Here is a 1,402-nt window from a genome sequence, read left to right as displayed (position 1 = left end):
GTGAAGTAGCAATTCCTTTATTCATAACAGTCGCAGTACCTACGGGATGAGAAGCACCAGAAGTATCGACAACCTGAACTTTAGAAATTGAAGAAGGAAGGTCAATTACAGCAACATCTCCAAACTGAGAGTTCGGGAGAACACCCATCAACATATCCTTGTTCCAATTGCAATATTTGAGGTCAAACATTGTATCGGATTTCCAATAGTCATCAGAAGGTGAAGGAAGATCTGAAACCAAGATAGGAGAAACACCCGTAAAATAGTCAACATTATAAGAAGAAGGATTTGATTTTTCCCATTGAGACCAACGGAAGAAATCCTGATAAATCTTCTGATAAGCAAGAAGAGGGAAAAGATTCACGTAATTATTCTGAATATACTGTTGGGTATAACCTACTGGGGTATTATCTTTTTTTAAAGAAGTAGACCACCAACGGGTTTTCTCAGAAGGGGCGACACGAATTAAATTACCATATCCAAGATATTGAAATAATTTATAACACAAATCAGAACGATAAAAACCAAACATATTCTTCTTTCCTGAATCATTAGGACTCCAATCATTTGCGTTTAAATGATTGACAACAATTCTCAAATAATCAATAGGCAAAGAAGGTAAATAAGAACCAAGAGACAAATTCTGCGTCAAAGACAAAGATTGAATCTGATTAATATCCTGCATCTGAGTCAACACGGAAGGTGCAGACTTCCAAAGAAGGCGTAACGGCACAGCGTAAAAATCAAAGTATTCACGCAAACGGGTATAAGCAGAAGTCTCAACGGGTTGAGTTCGGGTGAAATACTCAACATTAAACTTATACTTATCACCAGGCATGGAAATATCCCAATAAACGGGAAGAAGCTCACCAACTTTCGCAGTAAATGCATTTTTACGTCCAATATCAAATCCAGAACGGTGAGGGTGATTCTGAAGGTTGGACATTCCAGTGTAAGAAGCCATAAAAACAATTTAACAATTAAACAATATTAATCTTGATAAGAAAAAATACCAAACGAATCATTAGTCTTCTTGTGTTTGACCTTATCCCGACATTTCAACAAAGACGCGGCAGCCAAGCGACGAACAAGAGGAAGTTCATGATAGGGTTTTTCCTTATTTTCAGGAGGTCTATTATAACGGAAAGAATAGTTACGAAGCTCAAAGTTTACCAAATCCTTATCATTGGAGTCTTCCAGAGTCTGATAGAAATCTACAAGACGGCTGTACTCGTAACGATTCCAAAAATTAACTATTTTTTCAGAAATTATTCGCAAGAACCTGTCTCGACCAAAGAGTTCTCCTCCAGGAGTGCCGCTGGACCAGAAGAGCTCCGAGCATCCGTCCGTTGAATATGTTCGAACAAATTTAGAAATTCCGAGGAAAAAGCGGTATACGCGG

General features: G+C 38.1%; 2 protein-coding genes. Both read right to left on the bottom strand.

From position 1 onward, the window contains the following. Positions 1 to 964, bottom strand: a 964-nt coding sequence (locus DK187_RS20845) for a major capsid protein (protein WP_204355679.1), incomplete at its 3' end; no start/stop codon positions are given. Between the two features lie 26 nt (positions 965 to 990). Continuing rightward, positions 991 to 1,402, bottom strand: a 412-nt coding sequence (locus DK187_RS21295) for a hypothetical protein (RefSeq protein ID WP_204355678.1), incomplete at its 5' end; no start/stop codon positions are given.

Origin of the sequence: Marinomonas arctica, assembly GCF_003259225.1 — a bacterium.
GTDB lineage: Bacteria > Pseudomonadota > Gammaproteobacteria > Pseudomonadales > Marinomonadaceae > Marinomonas > Marinomonas arctica.
Note: the sequence above shows the minus strand (reverse complement) of the source record. Positions and strands in the feature narration are given on the sequence as shown.